The organism is Hymenobacter rubripertinctus (assembly GCF_003583925.1).
GTDB classification, from domain to species: domain Bacteria; phylum Bacteroidota; class Bacteroidia; order Cytophagales; family Hymenobacteraceae; genus Hymenobacter; species Hymenobacter rubripertinctus.
Window position 1 is genome coordinate 178,718 of sequence record NZ_QYCN01000002.1, and the last position, 24,286, is coordinate 203,003.

The window sequence follows — 24,286 nt, forward strand, 5'->3', positions numbered from 1 at the left end:
AATGGGGAGGTGGGGAGGTGCTGTTCGAGGGACTTGGTTGCGCAACTTGCGCCTTGAGGTCCCTCKAACAGCACCTCACTATTCCCCACCTCACTATTTCACCTCCAGTTCTTTCAGCATCTCCAGCACCATGTGTTCGGTGGGGGTCAGCAGGTCGTTTTCGGTGGGGTCGGCGTTGTGGCGGCGCAGGTAGTCGAGGAGCTGGTTGGAGTTGAAGAGCTCGATGACCTGGGGGTGAATGTAGTATTTGGAGCACACGCTGGGCGTGTTGCCCAGGTTGTCGGCTACGTCGCTGATGGCCCGTTTCAGGGTTTTGGGTTGGGGGAACTCGGGCTCCTCGTCCAGGATGCGCTCCAGGGCCTCCACCATTTTCACGGTGCCGCCCCAGGTGCGGAAGTCCTTGGCCGAGAGCTTCAGGCCCGTAGCCTCGTGCAGGTAGTCGTTCACGTCGCCCGATTCCAGCTCCTGGCGGTGGCCGTCGGGGGCATAGTACTGAAACAGGTGCTGGCCCGGAATTTCCTTGCACTTCTGCACCAGGCGGGCCAGCTTCCGGTCATGAATGGTCAGGTCGTGGGGTACGCTCTTTTTGCCCACGAAGCTAAAGCGCACATCGGCCCCGCTTACCTGCACGTGCTTGTCGCGCAGCGTGGTCAGGCCGTAGGTCTTGTTCTTGCGGGCGTATTCCTTGTTACCAACGCGGATGAACGACTGGTCCATGAGCGTGAGCACCAGGGCCACTACCTTGGTTTTGTTGAGGCCGGGGCGGGCCATGTCCTGATGCAGGCGCGCGCGCAGGCCAGCCAGCTGCTCGCCGAAAGCCCGCAGACGGCTGAACTTGGTCAGGGCCCGGGCCTGGTCCCAGGCGGGGTGGTAGAGGTACTGCTTACGGCCCTTGGCGTCGCGACCCGTTACCTGCAAGTGGGTGTTGGGCGAGGGCGAAATCCAGACATTGGTCCAGGCCGGCGGAATCCCGAAGCCCGCGATGCGGTTGAGGGTTTTCTCGTCCGTGAGCAGCTCGCCCTTGGCCGTGCGGTAGCGCACGTTGCCGGCCCGGGTGGTTTCGCGGGTCAGGCCGGGCTGGGCGTCGGTGAGGTAGCGCAACCCGGCCAGCTCGGCCTGGCGGGCGGGGTCTTTATACAGTTCGTGGGCTGCGGGCAGCGGTTCGAGGCGTTTTTTTCTGGTTTTAGGGCGGGCAGTGGCAGTGGTAACCATAGAAGCAGGACGGGGTAGCCGCCGCGCGCCGGAACTGGCGGGCGGGTTTGGCTCTACGCAGAAACGCGGCGAAAGGTGGCCGGCGGCAGAAAGCGTTTTTTTCTGGCTGATTCTGCGGCGCATAGGCCATCTGCGGCGCGTTTTACCGGCCCTTTACACAACACCTCCTCTACCCTCATCGTTAGCAGGCCGCCGGCTCTGGCACCGTTTTCTCTGGGGGGCCGGGCAGCTCTCCTTTGTTCAACCACTTCTTCACGCGCTTTCTATGCACCATATTCTGCAAAAAACCGGCCTGCTGGCGGGCCTCGCCCTCACCCTGGGCGGAGCAGCCTCCTGCTCCAAAGACGGCGACGGGGTACTCCTGTTTTCCATCGAAGACGACAAGGCCCTGGGCCAGAAAGTGGCCGCCCAGACCGACTCAACCTTCCGCGCCAAGGGCCAGCTGCTGGAAACCACCAGCAACCCCCAGGCCTACGCGGCGCTCAACAAAATCGTGCTGCGCTTGCTCAACTCGGGGAAGCTCCAGTACCGCAACGAGTTTCCCTGGGATGTGAAGATTATCCGCGACGACCAGACCCGGAATGCCTTTGCCACGCCCGGCGGCCACATTTACGTGTATTCGGGCCTGATTAAGTACCTCGACAACGAAACCCAGCTGGCCGGGGTGCTGGGCCACGAAATTGCCCACGCCGACCGCCGCCACACCTCCCGCCAGCTCCAGCAGCAGTACGGCATCGGCGTGCTGCTGAGCCTGATTCTGGGCGACAACCAGAACACGCTCGTGGACGTGGCCAGCGGCCTGGGCCAGCTCAAATTCAGCCGCGACTTTGAAACCGAGGCCGACGCTTACTCAGTGGAATACCTCAACGGCACCACCTATTACGCCTGCGACGGGGCCGCCGGCTTCTTTATCAAGGCCCAGAACGACGGCCAGCAAAACCCGCCCGAATTCCTGAGCACCCACCCCGACCCGGGCTCCCGCATCCAGAACATCCAAACCAAAGCCGACGAGCTGAACTGCCGCAACCGTACGGCCGGCTCGGCCGACTTCAACCAGCTGAAAAGTGCGTTGTAGCACCACTGCAGCTGCTTTAAAAAAAGCTCCCGGCCGTATTGCCGGGAGCTTTTTTGTGGCTGATCCGGCGCCGTTGACGACGGCACGACAACACCCCGGGCGGGCTCCCGCCTGAGTTGCTTGCCGGCAAACTGCTTTCTTTGCCCCCTATGGCTTCTTTACTGAATAAACTCAGCGGCTGGGCCGAGCAGGCCGACGAGGCCCTGACCCGCGCCCGCGCCCGTCTCGGGCTGCTGCACCCACTCCAGCTGGTGCCCTACCGCAGCTACGGCACTACCACCCGGCTCTACGTGAAAGGGCGCGTGCTCACCGACAAGGGCATCAGTCAGCCCGATGCCGACGCCTCGCGCTGGCACAACCTGCTGAACATGTACCGCCGCTTCGACAGCAACGAAATCAGCGGGGCCCAGCTCAGCGTACTACCCGCCGACGGCTCCGACCACCCGGTGCTCTCGGATGAGGAGGGCTACTTCACGCTCAATCTGGAGCCCGGCCGCCTGCCCGAGCCGATTGACTTACTCTGGTATCCGGTAGAAGTGGCCCTGCGCCAGTCGCCGGCACCGCTCCCGACCCCGGCGGGCCTGCGCACCCGCGCCCTGGTGCTCATTCCGCCGCCCGATGCCGAGTACGGCATTATTTCCGACCTCGACGATACTGTCATCCAGACCTCGGCCACCGATTTGCTGCGCATGGCCCGCACGGTGCTGCTGCGCAACGCCCGCTCCCGCCTGCCCTTCGCGGGCGTGGCCGAGTTCTACCGCCAGCTTCAGCTGGGCCGCAACGGCAAGCGCAACAACCCCTTTTTTTACGTCAGCAGCTCCCCTTGGAACCTGTATGATCTGCTGGAAGACTTCCTGGACCTGAACGGCATTCCGCCCGGCCCGCTGCTGCTGCGCGATATGGCCCTCAAGCGGAAGGCCGAAGGGGCCGCCTCGGAGCACCACGGCCACAAGCTCCGCGAAATCGACAACCTGCTGCTCACCTACCCGCTGCTCCCGTTCGTGCTCATCGGCGACTCGGGCCAGGAAGACGCCAACATTTACCGCGAAGTGGTGCGCCGCCACCCCGGCCGCATTCTGGCCATTTATATCCGCGACGTGAACCTGCCCCAGCGCGCCGCCCTGGTCGAGCAGGTCCGGGCCGAGTTGTACAACGAGCAGGTAGAGTTGCTGCTGGTGAAAGACACCGTGCAAGCCGCCGGGCACGCCGCCCAGACCGGCCTCATCTTCCAGGAAGCCATTTCCGCCGTCGAGCAGGACAAACACAAGGACGAAACTGCCCCCGCAGCAGAAGGCCTCGACGGCCAGGGAACCGGCCAGCCGGTGATGGAGTGAGTGGATGCGTGAGGTGGGGAACAAGAAAGAACGGTTATCCTGGACACAGCACAGGATAACCGTTCTTTCTTGTTCCCCACCTCACGCATTCAACTCGAATGGTCGGCCACCACGACCCACTCGCCGTTGAGGCGACGGAAGACCAGCAGGAAGTGGCCTTGCAGGTCGCCGGCGGCGGGGCGGGCCAGGTGCCAGCGGCCGATGACGTGGGCCGCGTCGGGGCTCAGGGGCTGGATGCGCAGGTGGGTGAAATCGAGCTGGCCCATGGCGGCGGCCGAGGGGTAGCTGCGGCGGTAGTTGTCGAGCGTGGGCTGGTAGCCGTAGGTAAGGCCGCTCTTACCGATGAAGACCAGCGAGTCGTTCTGCCAGTAGCCGTGCATGAAGCCGGCCACGTCGCCCCGGTTCCAGGCGGCTGTCTGACGCTGGAGCACGGCCAGAATATCGTGGCGGGCGGTAGCCGTAGCCGCCGGCGAGAGAGCGGCCACGCGGGGAGTGCAGGCCGGCAAAACGGCCGCCGCGAGTAGCAGCGTCAACAGCAAAGGTTTCATCGATACAGGAGCTTTATGGCAGGAGCCGACATACGGCGGCCGGCCAGACGAAAAGTAATCAGCAACAGCGCCGGGGCACTCATTCCCCCATCAGCTCCCGCACGTAGGCGGTGCCGCCCAGGCGGCGCATGTTGCGCAGCACCCGGCGCTGCTTGGCCCGGGCCTGGGGTCCCGGGTTGCTGGCCCGGAACCGCAGTGGATTGGGCAGCACCCCGGCCAGCAGGGCCGCCTCGGCGGGCGTGAGCTTCTCGGCCGATTTGTGAAAATACTGCTGCGAAGCCGCTTCGGCCCCGAAGATACAGTCGCCCATTTCGGCCACGTTCAGGTACATTTCCATAATGCGGCGCTTGTTCCAGAGCAGTTCGATGAGCAGGGTAAAGTACGCTTCGGCCGCCTTGCGCACGTAGCTGCGGCCGTGCCAGAGAAATACGTTCTTGGCCACCTGCTGCGAAATGGTGCTACCGCCGCGCAGCTGCTTTTTGCCTTCGAAGTTTGATTTAGCGGCCTTCCACAGCGCGGTTCCATCGAAGCCGTGGTGGAGCAGGAAACGCTGGTCCTCGGCCGCTACCAGGGCCAGCGGCAGCTGGGCCGATACTTCGTCGAGGGTGCGGAAATGATACTGAATATGACGGTCCTGCTCCCGCAGGCCCTGGTAGCCTTTACCAACCGGGGCGTGGGCGCGCCGGTCGAGCATGAGCCAGGTGGCGGGCGGGCTCACCCAGCGGTAGAGCAGCACCCAGGCCACCGAGGCCAGGAACGCGACGACCACCACTTGCAATACCATGCGCCCGGCCCGGCGGGCTTGTTTTTTGTAGTCTGTCACGCGTTTGGCAACTGTTTCACTCCTGGGCTTCCCCGCGAAGCCCCCGTAAAAATAGCGTCTGTTTCAGGACTGGCCCCCAATAGCCGGCCGGGCCAGCTCCTGCGGATCCGGCCCCAGCCAGGAATCGGGCAAAAAAACATCGGGCCGCCGGGAAATTCTGGCCGTTCGGTTGTTCTGGAAAAAGCCGGATATTGGCTGGCAGCCCGCCGCCGCGCCGTAGTTCTACTTCTTGCAACTCTCCCCCGTTCATGCGCCAGTTAGCTCTGTTCCCCCTCAACCTGGTCGTTTTCCCCGGCGAAAAGCTCAATCTGCATATTTTTGAGCCCCGCTACCGCCAGCTGGTGCGCGACTGTCTGCAAGACGGCATTACGTTCGGGGTGCCACCCTACCTGAATGGGGCCGTAAGTGAGTTGGGCACCGAAATGCGGCTGCTGAGCGTGGAAAAAAGCTACGCCTCGGGCGAGCTGGATATCCGCTCCAAAGCCGTGGGCCTGTTTCGGGTAGACGAATTTTTCCGGGAGCTGCCCGGCAAGCTCTACGCCGGGGCCACCATTGAGCCCGTGGCCGACGACGCGGCCGCCGACCCGGTCCTCCACGACCAGATTCGGGCGCTGATTCAGCAGCTCTACGATATTTTGGGGCTGCGCCGCCTCTTTCAGGACCTGACACCCGATTTCCGCGTGTATGACGTGGCCCACCAGCTAGGCCTGAGCACGGAGCAGGAATATCAGCTGCTGGAAGCCACCTCAGAAGTAGAGCGCCAGCACCTGGCCTTGCAGCACCTGGCGCACATTCTGCCGGTTTTGCAGGAAACGGAGCGCCTGAAGGAACGAGTGCGCCTCAACGGCCACTTCAAGAACCTCACGCCACCCTCTTTTTGAGGGTCCGGTTACTGGTGACCAGCACGTTCGGCTAAGCGCCGCCGCCGGGCGCTCTGGCTACTGCCAACCCTCTTTATTAACTCAAACCAGCGTGTCCTTTACTTCCCTCCTGTTCTACGGATTATTGCTGCTGGCCGGGCTGCTGTTGCTCTGGCTGGCCCGCCGCTACGCCCAGGAGAGGCAGTACCGCCGCCGCCCCTACGTGGCCCCCGCCCACAACGACTGGGCGGCCCGCCCACTACCACCAGGCCGGCCCCGCCACCGCGTGGCCCTGCTCGGCGACCCCGGCGCGGTAGCCACCGACGGCACCGACCCCATTCTGCGGCTATTGGAGCAGTGGGAGCAGGAAACCGGCCCGGCCGGCACCATCGTGCTGCTCGGCGACAACATCTACCCGACCGGCCTGCCCGCCCCGGAGCATCCCGGCCGGACCGTGGCCGTGGCCCGCTTCAACGCCCTGCTCACCACCCTGGGCCGGTTCGAGGGGCAGGTGGTCCTGCTCAGCGGCAACCACGACTGGAACAAGGGCCGCCCCAACGGCTGGGAGTATCTGCGGCGACAGGAGGCCTACGTGCGCGAGCACCTGCCTGCGGCCCACTACCTGCCCCCCAACGGCGCGCCCGGTCCCGTCAGCGTTCAGCTCACCGAAGGGCTACTGCTGATCGTGCTCAATACCCAATGGTGGGTGCAGTCCGGCCCCCGCCCCGCCGCCGATTCCCGCCGGCCCTTCCGGGAACTGCGGGAGTTGCTCGCAGCCAACGCCCACCAGCAGGTACTGGTGGCCGGCCATCATCCGCTGTATTCCAATGCCCTGCATGGCGGCAAGTTTACGGCCAAGCAGCACGTTTTTCCGCTCACTACGGTGCACAAGCGGGCCTACCTGCCCCTGCCCTTCATCGGTTCTTTGCTTCCCCTGTACCGCAAGTGGGTGGGCGCGGCCGAGGATATGGCCCACCCCCGCTACCGCAAAATGCGCCGCCGCCTGCTGCGGGTGCTGCACGATTTCCCGGAGGTTATTTACGCCGCCGGCCACGACCATAACCTGCAATATTTCCAGCGCCAGGGCGGCCACTACCTCGTGAGCGGGGCCGGCAGTAAAACGGCTTTCGTGCAGAAGGGCGGGCAGGCTGCCTTCGTGCACGAGCACCAGGGGTTCTTCAGCCTCGATTTCTACTCCCCTCACGAAACCTGGCTCCGAACCCTGGAGCCCGGCAACTGCCCCGAAGTATTCCGCCTGCACCTGCGCACGCTGCCCGCGCCGCCGGCCGATAACCGGCCCTTCGCCGCCGAAATCACTCAGTTGTTTCGGCGGTAGCGGCGGGTACCAGCACGCGCAGGCTGCGCGGCCGGATTTCCACCTCCACGGGCGTGGGCAGGTAGCAGGGTTCCCCGTCCAGTTGCGCCAATACCCGGGCGGCCCCGCTCACGGTAATCCGGGCCCGATGGCAATGGAGCCGCCGGGTGTACTCCGAAGCATCGAAGCCGCTGGTGTAGAGGCGGTAGAGCAAGGCGGGCGCGGCAGAGTTGGGAAAGGGCGTAATCAGGCAGATTTCAAACTGGCCGTCGTCGAGCGGGCTGCCGGGGTTGATGACCACATTGCTGCCAAAGGTGTTGGCGTTGGCCATGGTGAGCATGAAGGCCGGTCCCTGCCACGTTTCGCGGTCGGTTTCGATATAGTAGGTAGCCGGCTCGTAGGCGGCGTACTCCTGGGTGGCAATGCGCACGTAAGCCGCCGGCCCGCGCACCTTGCCTTCATCAAATTTGCTTACTACCAGGGCATTGAACCCCATGTCGGCCAGATGAGTCGCGAACTTCCCCCCCACCCGCAACGTATCGAGACTCCGGACCCGGTGCTGCCAGACCAGGTGCAGGGCTTCTTGCGGGTCCAGGGGAATGCCCAGGTCCTTGGCCAGCCCGTTGCCGGAGCCCAGGGGCAGAATGCCCAACGGCACCGCAGTACCCTCCACGGCCTCCGCCACCAGACTCACCGTGCCGTCGCCGCCGGCGGCAAACACCGCGTCCGGGGGGCAGGCAGCCAGGTGGGTTCGGAGCCGGGCCAGATCCTGGTCGCCGGTAGTCGCAAAGAACGCCGCCACCCGGCCGCGCGCCGCGCAGTAGGCGCTGATTGCCGTGGCGAGCCGGGCCTTGTCGATGTCGCCCGAAATGGGGTTGAGTACGAATAGCAGCCGCCGCAGCGGGGCAGACGAAACGGTTTGCATGAGCAGGCAAAGTAGAAAAGGAAGCGTAGCAGCGAAGCCCGCCGAGCCGTTGGCTGCTAAACGCGCAGAGCCGGCACGCGGCCGGCTCTGCGAGAAAGAAATAAGTGAAGAAGCTATTGCTTCAGGTTAGCCGGCAGCCCCTGCGGAAAGTCGGTGGCTATATCCCGCTGAATTTCTTCGATGCGGTTGCCGGGGTTGGGGTGGGTACTCATGAACTCGGGCGGCTTGCTGCCCTGGTTGGCCTGTTCCAGAATCTGCATCACCTGAATCATAGAACGCGGATCATAGCCGGCCGAGGGGGTAAAATCGACTGCCAACTTGTCGGCTTCCAGCTCATCCTGACGGCCGTAGCGGAGCGTGAGCAGCTTGCCGACCATGGCGGCGGCGGCGGCCGAAGCGGCCGTGCTGGGCCGGTCCGGGTCGTAGAGGCCAATGGCGGCGGCCCCGGTCAGGCCATTGGTGAGTTGCGATTTGGCAACTTGCTCGGCCGAGTGCCGCGCCACCACGTGCCCGATTTCGTGGGCCAGCACCCCAGCTACCTGTCCTTCAGAAGTCAGGTTTTTCAGCAGGCCCGCCGTAATGAACACCTGGCCGCCAGGTAGGGCAAAGGCGTTGATGGTATTCTCGTCGGCCAGCAGATGGAACTGAAACTTGTAGGGCGTCTGGCCGGCCTTGGTACTGCGCACAATCTGCTGCCCGATGCGCTCCACGGCGGCGGCGGCTTTTTGGTCGGGGTGCAGGCCGCCGTATTGCTGGGCCATTTCGGGGGCCGCTTGCAGGCCCAGGGCAATTTCCTGCTGGGCCGACATATTTACGTGCTGCACCTCCCCGGTCACCTCGTTTTTCTGGGTGTTGCAATAGTAGGGAATGAAGGCGAAGGCGGCCATCACCAGCGCCAGAATGTACCGTAAGTTGCCTCGCATGATTGGTTGGGAAGTAAGGAGAGTGAGTGAGAGTTCGGAAGGGCGGCTACTCTGCCCCGGCAGCTTGTAACGCGGCCTTTCCGGCAGGGTTTCACCCTGCCCCGAAACCTAAACTTCGGTGGGCTACGTATCAGGCCCAATTGCGACGGCTCTCTCTCCCTCAACCTTCTCCATTCACTGCTTTTTCCCTTCGCCATGAATCAGAAACGCACTTTCGGCAGTATCCTCACCATCCTGGGTATTCTGGGCATCATCTTCGGGGCTCTGGGCTTCATGCAAATCGGCAGTCTGGGCCTCAGTAAAATGAATGCCCTGGTTCCCTTCGTGGTGGGCCTGCTGTTCTTTTTTGCCGGCATCAGCCTGGTGCGCACGACCAGCGACCGGGCCTAGCCCCGGCCGGCCCGCTGAAGGCCCGCGCCCCCCGTCAGCCGGTTCTTACCGGTTGGCGGGGGGCGCGGGCCTTCAGCGGGCCGGCCGGGAAAATCAGCTCAGGTGCTATTTCAACCCCTAATGCTGAGCAAAAGCCAGCAGCGCAGCGTCCAGTTCGAGCAGGGAGGAATGATAAGCCGCCTCTTCGGGGCCGTGCGCAAACACCACGGTACCGTCTTTGATACGCCGGATAATGGCCGGAGCTTCGGCCGACGGCAGCGCCGGGCAGCCCTGGCTGCGGCCCAACCGTCCGTGACGCTGCACAAAAGCCGGGCTCACGTAGTCGGCCCCGTGCACGACCACCGCCCGGCTGCGGGCATTGGTGTTGTAGCCCGCATCCACCCCTTCCAGCCGCAACGACAGGCCGTGTTTGCCCTGATAGGTGTGGCTGGTTACGTAGAAGCCGAGGCTGCTCATCTCGGAGCCCTCCCGGTTCGAAAAGGTACGCGCGAATTCTTCTCCCGTATTTTTGCCGTGGGCTACCAGGCTGTGGTGCACCAGCCGCCCCTGGCTCAGGTCGATTACCCACAACCGTTCCCGGGTGCTCGACTGACTGAAGTCGATGATGCTGAGGGTATGGCAGCGGGCGCTGATCAGGCCCCGCTGTTGCAGGTTATAGAAGCCGATCAGGGCCTTGCGGTACACCTGAACGGGCAGGCCGCTGCCCATCAGGTTGGCCTGAACGTATGTTTGAGCCACGTTCTGCTCAAAAGCAGCCGTATACGCGGCCCGCTCGGCCACGCTCAGCCGGGTGGGGGCAGTGGCCTCCGGGGCAGAAGCAATGCGGGAGGCAGTGGCCGGCAGTGCGGGGGGCCGGGCTGGAGCAGCGCCGGCGGGGAGCAGGCAGGAAAAACACGTCAGGAAAAGACCGGCAGTAATCGTCGGTAAGTTCGGCATCGGCTAGGATAGAGTAGTCGGGGCGAATGAATTTGAAGGTACCTTGCAGAGCTACGCAGCCTGGGATCAGCCAAAAATAGCACTTTTTCCTCAGCTAACCCTGCCCCTCTTACATACTTGCCCATGAAAATCGTTCCTGCTTTGGTCGTGCGTGCCACCGTCGGACTGGCCGTGCTCTCGTTTTCAGGTTGCGGCCACAACCTGCCGGAACTGCCGGACTTTGATTCTGCCGCTTGGCGGGCCGACCCCTACGGCTGCCGCAACCAGCGCGCGGCCCTGCTGCCGGTGCTGGCCCGCCACCGCAACGACCTGTTTGAAGCCCGTATCAATGATATTACGGCCGTTCTGGGTCACCCCGACGAAGAAGAACTAGGTGAGCAGAGCGACAAAGTGTACATCTATTACGTAACGCCGGGTCCGCAATGCGGCCCCGGCCACCCTCGTGCCGCCCGCAACAGGGTCATGCTTCGTAGCGGAGCTACCGGCACGGTCACGGAGGTTATCCTGCCCGTTCTGGCTGAACAGTAATATAATTATTCCATTTATCAGCTTACTTTTACAAAGCTGCCGGGGCTCGTTGCCGGTACCTGAATCAGTTAAAAAGCGCCGCCTCCCAGACTGGAAGCGGCGCTTTTTCATGTGTTGGGCCAACGGGCTGAAAACCGGGTCGGCTCACCCCAGCCCCCCTTCGTTGGCGGCAGGAACCGGCACGGCTTCAGGCTGCTCGCTGCGGAGCATACTGAGTTGGGAAGGGGTCAGAATCCGGCCGCATTCGGCCTCGTACTGGGCCTGCAACTCGGCCAGCCTGACGCTTCGCTCCAGTGGGTTTTCCTGGAATTGCCAGCTGATTTCCTCCGTACGGGCCAGCTTGATCTTGTTTACGTCGCGCAGTTGAATGTACTGGGCCTCATTGAGGCGGAGCTGCCGGCTCATCTGCCGGGTCAGATCCTCCACCCGCGCGGCCGAAGGATCGGGATTGCCGGGACGTTCCGCGTAACGGTCCTTCATCTGGGCGTGAGCGGCGGTGCTTACAGTGCCCAGGAGAGTGAGAATGAGAAGAAGAGCTTTCATAAAACGGTGGTGGAAAGCATACGAGTAACGTACTACTTGGTGTGTAGGCCTAGAACTTGTCGGAGGTGAGAAAGATTCCCCGCTTGACACGTATTTCATACAAATATATATATTAAAAGTCACATTCAGAAACCTTTTTCATACTTACAGACAATTTATTATTTAAATAATCACTTTAAATACACTACTGGTTTATTAAGCCAGCGCATAAGAAAGGCTGACCCGTGTGGGGCCAGCCTTTGTCAGTCAGCTACTTACGAAGCCTACTCCAGGCCTGTCAGGGGTTTGTGGTCGGGGCTTTTATAGTATTGCATGGCAATCAGGGAGATGATGACGCCGGACATGGCCCCTTGCAGGATAATGGCCAGAAAGGCAATGGTAACCGACAAATCGAACCCAAACAGATCCTGGGCCCGGATGTCGTTCATGATGGAGCGGTTGAGTACCCCGGCGTAGAAGATAAAAAAGAAGGCAAAAGCCACCGAGGCCACTACGGCCGTAATAATACCGGTGCCAAAGCCGTGCAGATACGGCATCCGGCCGTGGCGGCTACGCTTGTAGTGAACAATGGCTACGCAGATGCCAACGGCCAGCAGCAGCCCGTTCAGGAAGCTCAGCTCAATGCGCTCAGTCAGGCCAAACAAGGAAGCCAGCACAAAGTACACCATCATGCCTACGGCCGTCAGTAAGCCATAACGAACCCCGTTGGTTTCGGGCGTAAGATTGGTATCAGCCATGAGGAAAGGGATTAGAGAGTGAAAGATATTTTTCGGATCGGTGACCAGTACCGGAACTCCCGCCCCGAGCCAGGTGGTTGGGTACCGCCGCCCCGGGGCGGCGGCTGGCACTCCGCTTCTAACTCTATACCCGGCTGAGGGCAAGGTTGTTGTAAATTTGGGTTGTTTTTTCACCCGATCCGGCCGTGGTCTGCTTTTCCGTCGGCACGGGCGGGGCATTTTCCGTACTTTTGTGGGCCGGCAGTCCATGCATTGGGCTACACGGCCGGTTTTTCCGCGTTTTTCCGCATTTCTCCTATATGATCAGCACCTCCAACGTAAGCCTGCGCTACGGCAAGCGCGTCCTCTTTGAAGACGTATCTATCAAATTCATGCCCGGCAACGTGTATGGCCTCATCGGGGCCAACGGGGCCGGTAAGTCTACGTTTCTGAAAATCCTGTCGGGTGAGATTGAGCCCAACACCGGCTCGGTAGACATGCCCAAGGGCTCGCGCCTGTCGGTGCTCAAGCAGGACCAGTTCGCGGCCGACGCCTTTCCGGTGCTCCAGACCGTGATGATGGGCCATACCAGCCTCTGGAAAGTGATGGAGGAAAAAGATGCCCTCTACGCCAAGGCAGATTTCTCGGACGCCGATGGCGAGCGGGCCGCCGAGCTCGAAGGCGAGTTTGCCGACCTCGAAGGCTGGAACGCCGAGTACGAGGCCGCCGAGCTGCTTTCGGGCCTGGGCATTGCCGAAGACAAGCACCAGACGCTGATGGGTGACCTGGGCAGTTCCGACAAAGTACGGGTGCTGCTGGCCCAGGCCCTGTTCGGTAATCCCGACGTGCTACTGCTCGACGAACCCACCAACGGCCTCGACGCCGAAACGGTCCTCTGGCTCGAGAACTTCCTCGACTCGTTCCAGAACACCGTGATTGTGGTCAGCCACGACCGCCACTTCCTCGACGCGGTGTGTAACTACATGGCCGACCTCGACTTCTCGAAGATTACCATGTACCCCGGCAACTACTCGTTCTGGTACGAGAGCAGCCAGCTCGTGCTGCGCCAGCGCCAGGAGGTGAACAAGAAAACTGAGGACAAGCGCAAGGAGCTGGAAGAGTTCGTGCGGCGCTTCTCGGCCAACGCCTCCAAGAGTAAGCAGGCCACCTCGCGCCAGAAGCTGCTCCAGAAGCTCACCCTGGAAGAAATCAAGCCCAGCTCGCGCAAGTATCCCTACATTGCCTTTAAGCCCGAGCGCGAGGCCGGCAACCAGCTGCTGACGGTGGAAAACCTGAGCGCCAAAGTAGACGGCCAGACCGTGTTCCGCAACGTCTCGTTCATGCTCGACAAGGGCGACAAGGTGGCCATTGTGAGCCGCGACGACCGGGCCTCTTCCCTGCTGTTCGACATCCTGTTTGAGCAGATCAAGGCCGCTACCGGCGAGTTCAACTGGGGCACCACCATCACGCCCAGCTACTTCCCCAAGGAGAACACCGAGTTCTTCGATACCGACCTGAACCTGGTGGATTGGCTGCGCCAGTACAGCACCGAGAAGGACGAGTCGTTTATCCGGGGCTTCCTGGGCCGGATGCTGTTTTCGGGCGATGAGTCGCAGAAGAAGTCGAACGTGCTGAGCGGGGGCGAGAAGGTGCGCTGCATGCTCAGCAAAATGATGATGGAAGCCGGCAACGTGCTCGTGCTCGACGACCCGACTAACCACCTGGACCTGGAGAGCATCACGGCCCTCAACAACTCGTTGCAGGAATTCAACGGCACCCTGCTGTTTGCCTCCCACGATTTGCAGGTGATTGAAACCGTGGCCAACCGCATCATCGAACTCACGCCGGATGGAATTATTGACCGCCGGATGACGTACGAAGAGTATCTGTCCGACGAAAATATCAAGGCCCAGCGCCGCAAGATGTATCAGTTGGTATCGTAATTACGTTCTTACAGGCACCATGAAACGACTCCTTTTCTTGCTGCTATTTGGTGGGGCCAGCCTGGGGCTGGCCCCTACCGTTTGGGCCCAGCGCACCGATAGCACCCGCACCGTGAAGCCCCAATTGAATACGGCCCCGCCCGGCTCGGCGCCCGTGCCCACCGCGCCGCCCGTGTACCAGCCCGCCCCAACGGCCCCAGCTCCTACCACGCCGCCTCCCGACGCCACGCCCGACCCCAATGTGCCGGCCTCCCGCGCCCCCTACGACCCCAGCCGCCCCTCGGGCATGGATCTGCCCCAGCGCCCGGGCGTAGCCGCGCCGCCCCCGCCGTTGCGCAAGTATTTTCTCTATACCAACCTCGGGCTGGGCTTCAGCGGCTATAATGGCTACAATCAGTTCAGCGCCAGCATTGCGCCGGCAGTGGGCTACCGGTTTTCGGAGCGTTTCGCGGCCGGACCTGGTATTTCGTACGCCTACAACCACTACTCGTTCGGCAACGGCGGCCCCTCCATCAGCACCAAGAGTCTGGGATTTAAAGGCTTCGCGCAGTTTATCGTGTACAAGGAGTTTTTCGTGCACGGTGAATACGAGGTAACCAATGCCGAAGTGTTGGGCTACGACCTGCTCGGCAACCTGGGCGTGTACAAGAATACGGTAGCAACGCCCCTGGCCGGCGTGGGTTACCGGAACCGATTCAGCGACCGGGCGGCCGCCGACATTGTGGTACTCTACAACTTCAACGATGGGTTTAATGATATTTATGGGCAGCCGGTCATCCGTTTTAGCTTCCTGTTTGATCTCAAGTAAGCCTACCGGTTCCAGTTCAAGCCAAAAAAACCCGCTCAGCTATTGAGCGGGTTTTTTGGCTTTTCAGACTAAAGTTTCGGTCAGTTTCCCGGCCGAAAAGGAGGGCTGGTAGCTAGACTGCGCTACCGCCGCGTATTACGCGCAGCAGAATGGCAATGATGGCAATAACGAGCAGGATGTGGATCAGACCACCACCAACGTGCATACCGAAGTAGCCAACAGCCCAGAGAATGATCAGAATTACGGCGATGATGTACAGCAGATTGCCCATGATTGAAAAGGGAGAGAGTTGGGGAAAGAGAAAGGGGGAAAGAGAAAAGGGAGGTTCCCGGCCTGTATCGGGTGATTTTGCGGCGGGAAGCCATTCTGCGGGTTTGTACGCACGCTTTCGGGCAAAAGGTTTAATTTCTATCTGACTATTTTCCATTATTGCAATAAAAAGACACCTGGTGCCCATAAAAAAGCACTTTTTTAGCCGCCCGAAAATGCGAGTAACCGGTCACTTCGGTGGGCTGGGGAATTGGGTCGGCCACCGTTTCGGGTTAGCTTTGCGGCGGCGCATTCGGCTTTTGGCCGGTTCGTGCCTACCTCCCACCCACTTTTCCCCCACCCCTATGAATGTTGCCGTTATTGGCTCGGGCACCATGGGCAATGGCATTGCGCACGTATTCGCGCAACATGGCTTTGCCGTCGCTCTTATCGATATCAACCAAGCCGCCCTCGACAAGGGCCTGGCCACCATTGGCAAAAACCTGGACCGCCAGGTAAGTAAGGGCAGCCTCGCGGAAGCCGATAAAACGGCCACCCTCGGCCGCCTGACTACTTACACCAGCCTCTCGGAAGGCGTGCTCAACGCCGACCTGGTGGTGGAGGCCGCCACCGAAAACGTGGAGCTCAAGCTCAATATCTTCCGCGAGATTGACCAGTATGCCCCCGAGACGGCTATTCTGGCTACCAACACGTCGTCTATTTCCATTACCCGCATTGCAGCCGTTACCAAGCGCCCGGCCCAGGTCATTGGGATGCACTTTATGAATCCGGTGCCGGTGATGAAGCTGGTGGAAGTTATTCGGGGCTACGCCACTTCCGACGAGGTGACGACCCGGGTCATGGACCTGTCGCGGCAATTAGGCAAAACGCCCACCGAAGTCAACGACTTCCCCGGCTTCGTGGCCAACCGTATTCTGATGCCCATGATCAATGAGGCCATCATTACGCTGCACGAGGGCGTGGCCGGCGTCGAAGAAATCGACACCGTGATGAAGCTGGGCATGGCCCACCCCATGGGACCACTGCAACTGGCCGATTTCATCGGCCTCGATGTGTGCCTGGCCATTATGCGGGTGCTGCACGACGGCCTGGGCAACCCCAAGTACGCCCCCTGCCCGCTGCTGGTGAACATGGTGATGGCCGGCCGCCTGGGCGTGAAGTCGGGCGAAGGCTTCTACGCCTGGAGCCACGGCACCAAAGAGCTCGTAGTTGCCCCCCACTTCAGGTAATTGCAGCTGTTGCAGATGATTGGAGGCCACTGATTCGTTCGGCTATGGCATGGAGCACACCGAAAGCCAGGTGCAGGCCGTTACCACAACTGGCGGGCATGACCGAAAGCGGGAATTTGAACAGCTTCCCTCCTTCGTGCGTTATACTGCCGCCGCTGAACGAATCAGCGGCATCCAATCATCTGCAACATCTGTGATTATATGGAACAAGCCACGTTTGGCGGCGGCTGCTTTTGGTGCACCGAAGCCGTATTTCAGCATTTAAAGGGCGTGGATAAAGTCGTGTCGGGTTACACCGGCGGGCGCATCGCCAACCCCACCTACAAGGAAGTGTGCAGCGGCCTGACGGGCCACAACGAGGTGATCCAGGTAACTTACGACCCGGCCGTTGTCCGCTACGAGGAGTTGCTGGAGGTTTTCTGGAAAACCCACGACCCCACCACCCTCAACCGCCAGGGCAACGATGCGGGTACGCAGTACCGCTCGGGCGTGTACACCCACAACGACGAGCAGCAGCGCCTGGCCACGGCCTACAAGCAGCAGCTCACCGCAGCCAATGCCTTCGACGGCCCCATCACGACGGAAATCCTGCCCCTGCCGGTGTTCTACCCGGCCGAAGCCTACCACCAGAACTATTACAATCTGAACGGCTCGCAGCCCTACTGCCAGTTTGTGGTCAAGAGCAAGGTAGACAAGGTAAAAGCCGTGTTCGGCGACAAGCTGAAAGCGGCGGTTTAGCCCGCTGAACCGGCATAAAAAGAACTGTCATCCTGAGCGCAGCGAAGGACCTTATCACGTTGGAATCAGTCGTTGATACGGCTGTTTTTGCGTAATAAGGTCCTTTGCTGCGCTCAGGATGACAGTTCTTTTTATGCCGGTTCAGCAGTTTATACCACCGGTTCAGCTCAGCAATTTAGCCTTGCGGCTGGTTCTGAACATCAATCTGAAAGGGGCCACGCTCTTGGCCGATAGCGTAGAACAAGGCCACCTGGTTTATGAGCGTGCGGGCGTAGAGGTCGAGGGCGCGGGTTTCCAGAATCTGGTCGTTCTTCACGATGAGGAAGCTCACCAGCTCGCCCGGATACGCTCCGTCTTCGCCCACTTCGGGCAGGGCCTCGAAGGGGGAAGCCGATTTGACGGGAATGAACTCCTGCTTGGGCAGGCTCATCAGGGTTTTCTCGCCGTAGGGGATGAAGCCCTTGAGGTGGGAGTAGCGGTAGTTCGGGTTCCAGACCCAACTGCCGTTGAAGATGTAATACTCATCGGTGCCCAGGCGCAGGAAGTCGCGCAGCGACACGTTGACGCCCACGCGCCAGTTGCTGCGCTCTTCCAGATTTTGCTTGATGATAGCCAGCCGGGTGGGGTCGGACACATCGGTGAGGCTCTGGGTGAGGCGGGCCTGGGCTACCAGCTCGCAGCCGGCGTACAGGTTCAGCAACTGCTGCCGCCACGCGTTCTGTGCGCCCAACTGGTAGGCGTCGGCCCGGGTGAACTCGAAGAAGTTGTAGGTGTAGGGGCCGGCAATGGCTACGCCGTCGCGGCCGTTGGGCTCGGCCCATTCCACCAGGAAACAGGGCCGGCTGCGGCCATCTACCCAAGGCAGTTCGCGGTTGAAAGCGACGCGGGTCTGCACGCTTTCGGGGTCGATACCCAGCTCCTGGGCAATGTAGTCGCGCACTTCCTCGCGGGCCTGCGCGGCCGATACAACAGTCTTGATCACAGATTAACGCGAATTTTAACGGATTTCACGGATTTTTGCAGATGGGCCATGCACTGGCGTAGGACGTACGCGTACCCTGGCCGATCAGCAGCGAAGATACTATTCCTGCTTATTGTTCGGCTCCTGCTGCTGCCGCCACTACAATTGCCCGGCACGGTTTCCGGCTAAGGCACCGCTGAGCTTAACGCCCTTGTCTCAGGGGGTTGGGTGGAGAAAAAGCACGGTCCAGTTCGTCTGTAACCGACTACAAAATCCGTGAAAACCGCTAAAATATGCGCCAATCCGTGATCAGATGGCTACGTTGTGTTCGCGCAGGGCGTCGTTGAGGCTCGTTTTGAGGTCGGTGCTGGGTTTACGCTGGCCGATAATGAGGGCGCAGGGCACGTGGAACTCGCCGGCCGGGAACTGCTTGGGCAAGGAGCCAGGAATCACCACTGAGCGGGCCGGCACGTAGCCGCGGTACTCCTTGGGCTCGGCCCCGGTCACATCAATAATGCGGGTGCTGCCCGTGATGGTCACGCCCGCCCCGATAACGGCTTCTTTGCCCACGAAGCAGCCTTCCACCAGAATGCTGCGCGAGCCGACGAAGGCCCCGTCTTCGATGATAACCGGCGCGGCCTGCACCGGCTCCAGTACGCCCCCAATGCCCACGCCCCCGCTCAGGTGCACGCCCGCCCCGATCTGGGCGCAGGAGCCCACGGTGGCCCAGGTATCTACCATCGTGCCCTCACCCACCCAGGCCCCGATGTTCACGTAGCTGGGCATCAGGATGACGCCGGAGGCCAGGAAAGCACCGTAGCGGGCCACGGCCGGCGGCACCACGCGCACGCCCTGGCCCTGGTAGTCGGTTTTGAGGCGCATTTTATCGCGGAACTCGAAGGGGCCAACTTCCAGGGTTTCCATCTGGCGGATGGGGAAGTACAGAATCACGGCCTTCTTCACCCAGTCGTTCACCTGCCAGTCGGCGCCCTCGGTGGCCCCGGGCTGGGCCACGCGCAGGCGGCCCTTGTCGAGTTCTTCGATAACGTGCTCAATGGCCTGCACGGTGGCGGGTTGCGGCAACAGGCTCCGGTCGTTCCAGGCAGCTTCAATCAGGTTTTGGAGGTCGGACATTTCGTTTTTCACTTTTCGTTTTTCGTTATTCGTGGTTTGCTTTCCGGCTTGTCGGCTTACGGGCCTAAAGGTAGCGGATGCGGGCTGAGCCCACCAAGTGCCGGGCGCAATCACCCCGCAACCCGTTGTGCAGCGGGTGACGAAAACCAAGAAGCGAAAACCAAAGAAGCGAAAAACGATAATGCCCCCCGTTACCCTTTTACTGGCCTCTGTGCTCAAGCCCCTCGACGATACCCGCATGCTGGGCAAGTTTGGGCGCACCCTAGCCGGGCGGCCGGGCACGGTGGTGCACGTGGCGGGCCGGGCCGCTGCGCACCCGCCGGATTTGCCCGCCAACCTGCACGTGCACGAGCTGCTGCGCGGCACCCGTCTGAGCCTGGGGCGCCTGAAGGCCCAAGGCCGCTATTGGCAGCTGCTCCGGCGCCTGCGCCCCACGGTGGTATTCGTGCATGCCCCGGAGCTGCTGCCGGCCACCGTGCTCTGGCAGCTATGCCACCCCGAATGCCGGTTCGTGTACGATGTGCGGGAAAATTACGCGCTCAACATCCGGACCCAGCACGTGTACCCGGCCTGGGCGCGCAGCCTGCTGGCCGGGCTGGTGCGCCACCTGGAAAGCCGCGCCGCCGCCCGGGCCGCCGCCGTGCTGCTGGCCGAACGCAGCTACGCCCGGGAGCTGCCCTTCGCCGCCGGGACCCTTGCCGATTCTTTCCACCCCTTCGCCAACCACCAACACCCAACACCCGATAACCAGAAGCTCATCCTCATCATTGAGAACAAATACCAGCCCCCCGACCCTGGCCCGGCACGCTACCCGCGCCGCCTGCCCGCCCCCACCGAGCCGTTGCGGCTGGTGTACTCGGGCACTATTTCGGAGCTGAACGGCGTGTGGGAGGCGTTGCGCTTCACGGAGCACCTGCGCACAGTTTGGCCGCTGGTTCACCTGACCATTATCGGGGCCTGCCAGCAGCCGGAGCTGCTGGTGCGCCTGCGGGCGGCGGTGGCCGCCGCCGGGGGCCGCGTTACGCTTATTGGCGGCCTGGAGCTGATACCCCACGTGCGGGTGCTGGCCGAAATCCGGCGCAGCCACTTGGGGCTGCTGCCCTACCGGCCTCACCCCAGCACGGCCCGCTGCATCCCCACCAAGCTATTCGAGTACCTGGGCGAGGCCCTGCCGCTGGTGCTGCCGCCCAACCCGCTCTGGATGGAGCTGACGGAGCCGGCTGGCGCGGGGCTGGTTTTCGATTTTCAGCAGCCCCATTACCTGCCGGCCACCGCGTTGGCGGCGGCTTTGCAAACCCGTAGCTACTATCCACTGGGGGTGCCGCCGACCGTATTTTGGCGCCAGGAAGCTGAAAAATTAAACTGGCTTATGGATTCTATCCGGTAACTGCCGACCTTTGCCGCCCGTTTATGGGGCAGGGCTCCGAATTTTTCTACCTTCGGCACGCGCTTTTCTACTGACTGCTCTGCTCCGAAAATCCCCCCACTGATGAACAACTCTCTCCGCAACGCTGAAATTGCCGGCGTCGGCCACTACGTTCCCGAACGCGTGGTAACCAACGCCGAACTTGTCCCTATGATGGATACCACCGATGAGTGGATTCAGGAACGCACCGGCATTAAAGAGCGGCGCTGGTTCAAGGAAGGCACCGATACCACCGCCAACATGGGGGCCAACGCGGCCCGCAAAGCCCTGGAAATGGCCGGCCTCCAGCCCGACGACGTGCAGATGATTGTGTTTGCCACGCTCTCGCCCGACTACTTTTTCCCTGGCTCCGGCGTGCTGCTCCAGCGCGAGCTGGGTATCAAGGCTCCCATCCCGGCCTTCGACGTGCGCAACCAGTGCTCGGGCTTCGTGTACGCGCTGAGCATGGCCGACCAGTTCATCAAGACCGGCATGTACGACAACGTGCTGGTGGTGGGCTCCGAGATTCACTCCTCGGGCCTCGATATCAGCACCCGCGGCCGGGCCGTGTCGGTTATTTTCGGGGATGGCGCCGGTGCGGTAGTGCTGCGCCCCTGCACCCGCGAGGGCCACGGCATCCTGAGCACCCACCTGCACGCCCAGGGCGAGCACGCCGAGGAGCTGATTGTGAAGGAGCCCAGCTCTAACCGCCAGAACCGCACCGAGTTCATTCAGAACATGGAGAACGAGGTCGAGCTCTACCCCTACATGAACGGCCAGAACGTGTTCAAGCACGCCGTGGTCCGCTTCCCCCAGGTCATCAAGGAGGCCCTCGATCAGAACGGGATGGAGTCCAAGGACATCGACATGCTCATTCCTCACCAGGCCAACCTGCGCATCACGCAGTTTGTGCAGCAGAAAATGGGCCTTTCCGACGACAAGGTGTTCAGCAACATCCAGCGCTACGGCAACACCACTGCCGCCTCCGTGCCCATCGCCCTGAGCGAAGCCGTGCAGGAAGGTCGCATCAAGCGCGGCGACCTGGTGTGCCTGGCCGCCTTTGGCTCCGGCTTCACCTGGGCCTCCGCGCTGATTAAATGGTAGATTGTCAATTGAGAATTAACAATTAAGAATTGAGAATTGAGAATTGGCCGTTCAGTGAGTCAGTATCGGACCTGCTGAACGGCCAATTTTTAATTTTTAATTCTTAATTCTTAATTAAAAAACATGCCCAGCTATACCGAAGAGAACTACCTGAAGGCCGTTTACAAGCTCTCGGAGGCCCACCCGGGCACCGAGGTGAGCACCAACAGCGTGGCCGAGGAGCTCCAGACCCGGCCGGCTTCGGTGACGGACATGCTGCGCCGCCTCGGCGAGAAGGGCTTGCTCCACTACACCCGCTACCGGGGCGTCACGCTCACCACCGAGGGCCGGCGGCTGGCGTTGCTCACCATCCGCAAGCACCGCCTCTGGGAGGTGTTTCTGGTCCAGCACTTCGGCTTCAACTGGGACGAGGTGCACGAGGTGGCCGAACAGATGGAGCACATCGACTCCGAGCTGCTGGTGCGCCGCCTCGACGAGTTCCTGGGCTCGCCCCAGCTCGACCCCCACGGCGACCCCATCCCCACGGCCGAGGGCATCCTGCACCGCCCCCAGCACCGCCTGCTGGCCGACCTGCGCCCCGGCGACCAGGGCCGCGTGGTGGCTGTGCGCAACACCACCGCCCCCTTCCTGCAATACCTCGACAAAGTGGGCATCAACCTCGGTACCCACCTTGAAGTACTGGATAAGATCATCTTCGACAACTCACTTGAAATCAGAATCAACCAAAAACAAAAACAGTTGGTGTCGGTCGAAGTCAGTCGCAATCTGTTAGTGACGGACTGAGACGCTGGGCTTACTAAAACTATCATTCCGACATTCCGCGCATCAAGCGGCGAGAGGAATCTGCGTTTGTTAATTGGCAGTAGTGTCCGATTAGCTTGTCCCAGATTCCTCTCGCCGCTTGATGCGCGGAATGTCGGAATGACAGTTCTGGTAAGGCCCTGATTTGCCGTTTTTTTCTCCCACTTCTCCCCTGCCGCCGTGGCCGCTAACCTGCCCCTCTCGCTCTCTGATACCATCGTGGCCCTTTCCACCCCGCCCGGCGCGGGGGCCATTGCCCTGGTGCGCCTCTCCGGCCCCCGGGCCATTGCCCTGACAGATGCGGTGTTTGCCGGCAAGCACCTAGCCAACCAGCCCGGCCACACCCTGCACTACGGTACTATCCGCGACGGGGAGCGGATTCTGGACGAGGTGGTCGTGTCGCTGTTCCGGGGGCCGCACTCCTACACCCGCGAGGACGTGGTGGAAATCAGCACCCATGGCTCCGACTACATCGTGCAGGAAGTGCTAGCCTTGCTGCTGCGCCACGGGGCCCGGCTGGCCGAAGCGGGCGAGTTCACCAAGCGGGCCTTTTTGCACGGGGCCTTCGATCTGGCCCAGGCCGAAGCCGTGGCCGACCTGATTGCCGCCGACTCAGCCCTGAGCCACCAGGTGGCCCTGCGCCAGATGCGGGGCGGCTTCTCCCAAGAGCTCAAAGACCTGCGCGGGCGGCTGGTGCACTTCGCGGCGCTGCTGGAGCTGGAGCTGGACTTTGGCGAGGAAGACGTGGAGTTTGCTGACCGCACCGGGCTGGTGCAGCTGCTCCAGGAAGTGCAGGCCCTGGTGCGCCGCCTGCTGCGCTCCTTCGAGCTGGGCAACGTCATCAAGAACGGCGTGACCACCGTTATTGCCGGCCGGCCCAACGCCGGCAAAAGTACCCTGCTCAACGCCCTGCTCAACGAGGACCGCGCCATCGTGTCGGAGGTGGCCGGCACTACCCGCGACCTGATTGAGGACGAAGTGAGCCTCGAAGGCATCCGCTTCCGCTTCGTGGATACGGCCGGCCTGCGCGATACCACCGACGTGGTCGAATCCATTGGGGTGGCCCGTACCCGGCAGCGGGTTCAGCAGGCTTCTTTAGTGGTGTATCTGTTTGATATCACGACTACTTCTCCCACTGATCTTCAAGTAGAAATTAAAGACCTGAACCTGCCGGCCGGTGTGCCCGTGCTGGCCGTGGGCAACAAGCTCGATGTGGCTTCGGATGCCGAATCACTCCCCTTCCAGGCCCGCCCCGACACCGTGCTGATTGCCGCCTCCCGCGGCGACGGCCTCGACGAGCTACGCGAAGCGTTACTCCAGCGCGTGCGCCTGGAAGGCCTGGACCGCACCGGGGCCAGCACCATCATCACCAACCTGCGCCACGCCCAGAGCCTGGAGCAGGCCCACCGCCACCTTGATGCCGTGCTGGTAGGCCTGAGTACCGGCGGCGGCACCGAGCTGCTGGCCGCCGACCTGCGCCACGCCCTCAATGCCCTGGGCCAGATCACCGGCGAAATCAGCAACGACGACCTGCTCACCAGCATCTTCACCCAGTTCTGCATCGGGAAATAATGTGGCCCGGACTTCAGTCCGTAGCCCCCACTTTGGGGCCGTCGTATGACTGTTAAACCCCACTGCGGCAGAATGGGCCGTGCCGAAGACGGGCAGAAACAAGGTCCACACCCGACCCATTCTGCCGGCACCTGGGATAAAAAGTACTTTCCCAAGTCGGGCTACGGACTGAAGTCCGGACCACAGCTTTGTT

Annotated in this window: 25 protein-coding genes; 14 read left to right on the plus strand and 11 right to left on the minus strand. The window is 61.8% G+C overall.

Annotated features, from left to right (window positions below):
* Nucleotides 1-93: 93 nt before the first annotated feature.
* A complete protein-coding gene (locus D0T11_RS01945) occupies nucleotides 94-1,212 on the minus strand; it encodes a DNA topoisomerase IB (protein WP_119654094.1) in 1,119 nt (372 codons plus the stop codon).
* 265 nt (nucleotides 1,213-1,477) lie between these two features.
* Between D0T11_RS01945 and D0T11_RS01950 the strand changes: the two genes are divergently transcribed.
* Both D0T11_RS01950 and D0T11_RS01955 read left to right on the plus strand, forming a co-directional pair.
* Nucleotides 1,478-2,287, plus strand: coding sequence for a M48 family metalloprotease (locus D0T11_RS01950; protein WP_119654095.1), 810 nt, complete (start codon nucleotides 1,478-1,480; stop codon nucleotides 2,285-2,287).
* 149 nt (nucleotides 2,288-2,436) lie between these two features.
* Nucleotides 2,437-3,621, plus strand: coding sequence for an App1 family protein (locus D0T11_RS01955; protein WP_119654096.1), 1,185 nt, complete (start codon nucleotides 2,437-2,439; stop codon nucleotides 3,619-3,621).
* A gap of 89 nt (nucleotides 3,622-3,710) precedes the next feature.
* Here D0T11_RS01955 and D0T11_RS01960 read toward each other — a convergent pair whose 3' ends face one another.
* The gene (locus D0T11_RS01960; protein WP_119654097.1) at nucleotides 3,711-4,169 is read right to left on the minus strand and encodes a YybH family protein; all 459 of its coding nucleotides are present in this window, start codon (nucleotides 4,167-4,169) and stop codon (nucleotides 3,711-3,713) included.
* 79 nt (nucleotides 4,170-4,248) lie between these two features.
* Entirely contained in the window at nucleotides 4,249-4,992 is a 744-nt protein-coding gene (gene mtgA / locus D0T11_RS01965) for a monofunctional biosynthetic peptidoglycan transglycosylase (protein WP_119654098.1), read from the minus strand.
* A gap of 248 nt (nucleotides 4,993-5,240) precedes the next feature.
* Here mtgA and D0T11_RS01970 point away from each other — a divergent pair, with 248 nt between their 5' ends.
* Both D0T11_RS01970 and D0T11_RS01975 read left to right on the plus strand, forming a co-directional pair.
* Nucleotides 5,241-5,873, plus strand: a complete 633-nt coding sequence (locus D0T11_RS01970; protein ID WP_119654099.1) for an LON peptidase substrate-binding domain-containing protein — start codon at nucleotides 5,241-5,243, stop codon at nucleotides 5,871-5,873.
* 91 nt (nucleotides 5,874-5,964) lie between these two features.
* The gene (locus tag D0T11_RS01975) at nucleotides 5,965-7,188 is read left to right on the plus strand and encodes a metallophosphoesterase (RefSeq protein WP_119654100.1); all 1,224 of its coding nucleotides are present in this window, start codon (nucleotides 5,965-5,967) and stop codon (nucleotides 7,186-7,188) included.
* Here the strand turns inward: D0T11_RS01975 and D0T11_RS01980 are convergent.
* Both D0T11_RS01980 and D0T11_RS01985 read right to left on the minus strand, forming a co-directional pair.
* The gene (locus tag D0T11_RS01980; protein WP_245990575.1) at nucleotides 7,166-8,092 is read right to left on the minus strand and encodes a diacylglycerol/lipid kinase family protein; all 927 of its coding nucleotides are present in this window, start codon (nucleotides 8,090-8,092) and stop codon (nucleotides 7,166-7,168) included. The two genes, D0T11_RS01975 and D0T11_RS01980, sit on opposite strands and share 23 nt — an antisense overlap.
* Before the next feature lie 113 nt (nucleotides 8,093-8,205).
* Nucleotides 8,206-9,015 carry a M48 family metalloprotease gene (locus D0T11_RS01985; RefSeq protein ID WP_119654101.1) on the minus strand — a complete coding sequence of 270 codons (810 nt, stop codon included), beginning with the start codon at nucleotides 9,013-9,015 and terminating at the stop codon, nucleotides 8,206-8,208.
* 195 nt (nucleotides 9,016-9,210) lie between these two features.
* Here D0T11_RS01985 and D0T11_RS01990 point away from each other — a divergent pair, with 195 nt between their 5' ends.
* Nucleotides 9,211-9,405: a hypothetical protein gene (locus D0T11_RS01990; RefSeq protein ID WP_119654102.1), complete on the plus strand. Its 195-nt coding sequence runs from the start codon at nucleotides 9,211-9,213 to the stop codon at nucleotides 9,403-9,405.
* A gap of 117 nt (nucleotides 9,406-9,522) precedes the next feature.
* Here D0T11_RS01990 and D0T11_RS01995 read toward each other — a convergent pair whose 3' ends face one another.
* Nucleotides 9,523-10,341 (minus strand): murein L,D-transpeptidase catalytic domain family protein, encoded by an 819-nt coding sequence (locus D0T11_RS01995; protein ID WP_119654103.1) that lies wholly within the window; start codon nucleotides 10,339-10,341, stop codon nucleotides 9,523-9,525.
* A 123-nt stretch (nucleotides 10,342-10,464) separates the two neighbouring features.
* Between D0T11_RS01995 and D0T11_RS02000 the strand changes: the two genes are divergently transcribed.
* Nucleotides 10,465-10,869, plus strand: a complete 405-nt coding sequence (locus tag D0T11_RS02000; protein ID WP_119654104.1) for a hypothetical protein — start codon at nucleotides 10,465-10,467, stop codon at nucleotides 10,867-10,869.
* 144 nt (nucleotides 10,870-11,013) lie between these two features.
* On the opposite strand, the gene D0T11_RS02005 is transcribed toward D0T11_RS02000, so the two are convergent.
* A complete protein-coding gene (locus D0T11_RS02005) occupies nucleotides 11,014-11,412 on the minus strand; it encodes a hypothetical protein (protein WP_119654105.1) in 399 nt (132 codons plus the stop codon).
* 263 nt (nucleotides 11,413-11,675) lie between these two features.
* Nucleotides 11,676-12,149, minus strand: a complete 474-nt coding sequence (locus D0T11_RS02010; RefSeq protein ID WP_119654106.1) for a DUF4199 domain-containing protein — start codon at nucleotides 12,147-12,149, stop codon at nucleotides 11,676-11,678.
* A gap of 299 nt (nucleotides 12,150-12,448) precedes the next feature.
* Here D0T11_RS02010 and D0T11_RS02015 point away from each other — a divergent pair, with 299 nt between their 5' ends.
* Both D0T11_RS02015 and D0T11_RS02020 read left to right on the plus strand, forming a co-directional pair.
* The gene (locus D0T11_RS02015) at nucleotides 12,449-14,071 is read left to right on the plus strand and encodes an ABC-F family ATP-binding cassette domain-containing protein (protein WP_119654107.1); all 1,623 of its coding nucleotides are present in this window, start codon (nucleotides 12,449-12,451) and stop codon (nucleotides 14,069-14,071) included.
* Nucleotides 14,072-14,090: 19 nt separating this feature from the next.
* Complete coding sequence (locus D0T11_RS02020; protein ID WP_147374481.1) at nucleotides 14,091-14,879, plus strand: hypothetical protein; 789 nt, start codon at nucleotides 14,091-14,093, stop codon at nucleotides 14,877-14,879.
* 112 nt (nucleotides 14,880-14,991) lie between these two features.
* Here the strand turns inward: D0T11_RS02020 and D0T11_RS02025 are convergent, their stop codons facing one another.
* Nucleotides 14,992-15,150, minus strand: a complete 159-nt coding sequence (locus D0T11_RS02025; RefSeq protein WP_119654109.1) for a lmo0937 family membrane protein — start codon at nucleotides 15,148-15,150, stop codon at nucleotides 14,992-14,994.
* Nucleotides 15,151-15,493: 343 nt separating this feature from the next.
* On the opposite strand from D0T11_RS02025, the gene D0T11_RS02030 reads away from it, so the two are divergent.
* Nucleotides 15,494-16,378, plus strand: a complete 885-nt coding sequence (locus D0T11_RS02030; protein WP_119654110.1) for a 3-hydroxybutyryl-CoA dehydrogenase — start codon at nucleotides 15,494-15,496, stop codon at nucleotides 16,376-16,378.
* Nucleotides 16,379-16,579: 201 nt separating this feature from the next.
* A complete protein-coding gene (gene msrA, locus D0T11_RS02035; RefSeq protein WP_119654111.1) occupies nucleotides 16,580-17,116 on the plus strand; it encodes a peptide-methionine (S)-S-oxide reductase MsrA in 537 nt (178 codons plus the stop codon).
* Between the two features lie 175 nt (nucleotides 17,117-17,291).
* On the opposite strand, the gene D0T11_RS02040 is transcribed toward msrA, so the two are convergent.
* Entirely contained in the window at nucleotides 17,292-18,098 is an 807-nt protein-coding gene (locus tag D0T11_RS02040; RefSeq protein ID WP_119654112.1) for a hypothetical protein, read from the minus strand.
* 288 nt (nucleotides 18,099-18,386) lie between these two features.
* Entirely contained in the window at nucleotides 18,387-19,211 is an 825-nt protein-coding gene (locus D0T11_RS02045) for a 2,3,4,5-tetrahydropyridine-2,6-dicarboxylate N-succinyltransferase (RefSeq protein ID WP_119654147.1), read from the minus strand.
* 211 nt (nucleotides 19,212-19,422) lie between these two features.
* Between D0T11_RS02045 and D0T11_RS02050 the strand changes: the two genes are divergently transcribed.
* From D0T11_RS02050 to mnmE, 4 genes are all read left to right on the plus strand, one after another.
* Nucleotides 19,423-20,598, plus strand: a complete 1,176-nt coding sequence (locus D0T11_RS02050; protein ID WP_119654113.1) for a glycosyltransferase family protein — start codon at nucleotides 19,423-19,425, stop codon at nucleotides 20,596-20,598.
* 102 nt (nucleotides 20,599-20,700) lie between these two features.
* A complete protein-coding gene (locus D0T11_RS02055) occupies nucleotides 20,701-21,720 on the plus strand; it encodes a 3-oxoacyl-ACP synthase III family protein (protein ID WP_119654114.1) in 1,020 nt (339 codons plus the stop codon).
* A gap of 123 nt (nucleotides 21,721-21,843) precedes the next feature.
* Nucleotides 21,844-22,503, plus strand: a complete 660-nt coding sequence (locus tag D0T11_RS02060) for a metal-dependent transcriptional regulator (protein ID WP_119654115.1) — start codon at nucleotides 21,844-21,846, stop codon at nucleotides 22,501-22,503.
* Between the two features lie 198 nt (nucleotides 22,504-22,701).
* Nucleotides 22,702-24,093: a tRNA uridine-5-carboxymethylaminomethyl(34) synthesis GTPase MnmE gene (gene mnmE, locus D0T11_RS02065; protein WP_119654116.1), complete on the plus strand. Its 1,392-nt coding sequence runs from the start codon at nucleotides 22,702-22,704 to the stop codon at nucleotides 24,091-24,093.
* Nucleotides 24,094-24,286: the final 193 nt, after the last annotated feature.